The following is a 2,990-nucleotide window of genomic DNA, read 5'->3' as shown; positions in this document are numbered from 1 at the left end:
AGCACGTCGTCCGGCTGGACGGCGCGCCAGGCCGCGTCGAAGTCGAACGAGGTGTTCGCCCGGCCCCGAGCGCGGAGGATTTCCAGGCTGAGGGTGCCTTCGGCCGGCTTCGCTTCGTCGCCGTACGTCATGGTTTCGTCGTCGGCGGTCCTGGTTTCCTCGCCGCCCGCCGGGACTTCGTCGCCGTCCACCAGGATGAGGTGCTCGACGGCCACACCGGATTCTCGGACGACGGGGAGGTACTGGGTTTCGCACACCATCACCCTGCTTCCGGAATTGCGCAGGACGTGGGCGAGTTGGGCCGCCGGCAGGGTGTTGTAGACGGAGAACGGGATGGCGCCCAGGTGCTGGGCGGCGAGGTCGACGGGGAAGAACTCGACCCGGTTGGTCATCATCAGCGCGACGGTGTCACCACGCCTGACTCCGAGCCCGGCCAGGCCGGCCGCCAGGAGGCGCACGTCCTCGGCGAGGGCCCGCCAGGTGACGGTGCGCGTCGCGCCCACGGTGCGCAGGGCCACCGTGTCGGGCGCGACGGCCGCTGTGCGCTGGAAGGCGTCGCAGAGCGTGGCGGACATGGGTCTGGGGTCGGTCATCTGGATCAGTTCCCGTCGATCGGCTCCGTACCGGAACTCACGCTCGACAGGCCCGACGCGCACCCCTACGGCGGCGCCGGCAAAGCCGCGGCGTGAGCGCGCGGGTTCGACGACGGCAACGCTAGGCGTCCGTGGCGCGCAGGGCATCGGGCATGACGCCCAACAATGCGGCCGCCGCACTGTGATCGGATCACATAGCTGTGGAGGGAGGTGCTCAAGCCTCCATCTGTGGAGGTGATCGGGTCACACCGCGGTGCCGGAGCCGCCCCCGAACAGTCTGATCGCGATCAGCAGCTCCTGGAGGTCGGCGAGCCTGCGCAGGTCACACCCCGTCCGTTCCTCGACACGAGCCAGACGGTGATGTGCGGTGTTGATGTGGACACCTAGTCGCTGGGCCGCGGCCTTCACGTTCAGATCGTTGGCCGCGTACTCCTCCACTGTTCTGATCAGGGTGCCGTCCGTCCGGGAGTCCTCGGCCACGAAGGTACGGAGCGCCGCCGGCACCATCCGTGCGGCGGTCTCGTCCGCTCGGAGGGTCAGATAGTCGAGCACACTGAGATCGGACAGGCAGACGACGCCACCGTCCGGCGGCAGAGTGCCCAGCGCGGAGACCGCCTCGTGGTACGCCTTCCCCAGATCGGCGACGGTGTCGTACCGCGTGCTGACGCCCACCGCCAGCCGCGTCCCCTGGTCGGCGAGCGTCCGCCATGCCGTCCTCACGGATTCCCCGGACACACTGCCCACCCTGTCGCGCAGCGCCCGCACGATCACCATCTCGTCCTGCCGCAGCACGGTCAGCGCACGAGCCGGGTCGCCCGCGGCCTGCCCGAGAAGCGAGGCGGCGGAACGCAGACTGTAGGGGTCGCCGACGGGACCCACGGGCACCGCGACCACCACGGCACACGGCGTATCGGGATGCAGCCCGGCCTTCGTGGCCGCGGTCAGCCGTGGTCCCGGCGTCGGCTCCCGCCCCGCGATCAGGTCTTCGAGCAGGTCCCGACGCACCCGGTCGCCTTCCACGGCCAGGAACTGTTCCTCGTCCAGATAAGCCCGGGCCGCGACCGTACTGCCCCGGTTGATCAGTTCCATGACGAGTCCGCACGCTTCCAGCGCGACGTCACGCCCGCCGGTCGTGTGCACCGCCCAGTCGGCGATCGCCTCCCACATCACGCGGTGCGCGATACGCAGCGCGTGCATGAAATCCACCAGGGGCATACCCTGCCGGGCCCGCCGCGCGGCATGCGGGCGGACGAACGCCACGTCGTCGTCCGTGACCGGTCGGTCGCGGGCCAGGCTGACACCGAGCACGTCGACCGCCTCCGTCACGTGGGCCACCACGTCGGCCAGCAGCGCTTCGTCCACGAGGGCGGCGTAGCCGGGAATCTCCGTCCGCATGGCCTCCAGAGCCGCCTCGGCCAGTGACTGCCGCTGAGCGGCGATGATGTCGGCCACCTCACTGAGGGCGGCCACCTGACCTGATCGGCGCATCACGGCCTCAGCCTAGGGGAGCCATGGCGTCAGCGCGCCGCGAGATCACTGGGATGAACCGACGCTCGGTAAGACCCGATGACGCCGACATCGACTTCGTTTCTTCGGCACCGGCTTCCGCCGTAAACCAGTGGCGTGGGCGTGCCGCGGTACATCGACGGCGGCTCAGGCGGCAAGGGTGGGCCCGGCGAGCCGACGCGCCGGCCACGAAGTACGGCGAGCGGTTCACAGTGTCCAAGTCAACCGCGCGGCGGACTGACTCATCGCACCAGAACGGCACTCCCGTCCGACAGGTGGGTCGGCCCCGTCCGCCTGACGGGGCCGCACACCGGTCGCGTCAGCGCATGGGGTACACAAGACGTGCCGTGCGGCTTCGACCGCCCCTTGTCCCCGAGTCCCCGGCGCCCCGCACGCAGACCACCCACGATCCCGCCATCGGCGGCGATCTGCCGTGCGGAAGCCGTTGTGCGCCTACCGTGAGTGACGGCGAGTCGCGCCCTGAGCTTTGCACGCAGTTCATGCTGGTCAGGGCGCTCGCTCATACGGCGGAAGCACGGTGACGTGTGCACACCGAGCCTGCCTTTTCAGGGCTTCGGGTGGGTGGTGTGGGTGTGTCGGGCGTAGTCGCTGGTGTGTTCTTCGGCCCAGTTCTGAAGGTGTTGCAGCGCGGCGGTGGCGCCGCGGGCGAGGTCGGTCAGGGCGTACTGCACCGTCGGCGGGCGGTCGGCGTGCACGGTGCGGGTGATCAGTCCGCCGGCTTCGAGGTCGCGCAGGGTCTGCGCGAGCATCTTGTCGCTGACGCCGCCGGCACGCCGGCGCAGCTCGGACCAGCGTTGCGGGCCCTCCATGAGGTCGACCAGGACCAGGGTGGCCCACCGGGCGGTGACCAGGTCGAACAGCTGCCTGCTC

Annotated in this window: 3 protein-coding genes; all 3 read right to left on the bottom strand. The window is 70.2% G+C overall.

The window, feature by feature from the left end; genetic code table 11:
• Nucleotides 1-593: AMP-binding protein (locus IG99_RS43175; protein ID WP_037684496.1), on the bottom strand; the 593-nt coding region annotated here is incomplete at its 3' end.
• 243 nt (nucleotides 594-836) lie between these two features.
• Entirely contained in the window at nucleotides 837-2,081 is a 1,245-nt protein-coding gene (locus IG99_RS43170) for a PucR family transcriptional regulator (RefSeq protein WP_234312177.1), read from the bottom strand.
• A 584-nt stretch (nucleotides 2,082-2,665) separates the two neighbouring features.
• Nucleotides 2,666-2,990: winged helix-turn-helix transcriptional regulator (locus tag IG99_RS43165; RefSeq protein WP_037684493.1), on the bottom strand; the 325-nt coding region annotated here is incomplete at its 5' end.

The organism is Streptomyces griseus subsp. griseus (assembly GCF_000720255.1).
Classification (GTDB): Bacteria; Actinomycetota; Actinomycetes; order Streptomycetales; family Streptomycetaceae; genus Streptomyces; species Streptomyces griseus_I.
The sequence above is the reverse complement of the archived record's forward strand: the minus strand, read 5'-3'. Positions and strand labels throughout refer to the sequence as shown.

Coding starts and splice junctions, on each gene's coding strand:
- IG99_RS43170 (WP_234312177.1), bottom strand. CDS start 2,081: ATGCGCCGATCAGGTCAGGTGGCCGCCCTCAGTGAGGTGGCCGACATC.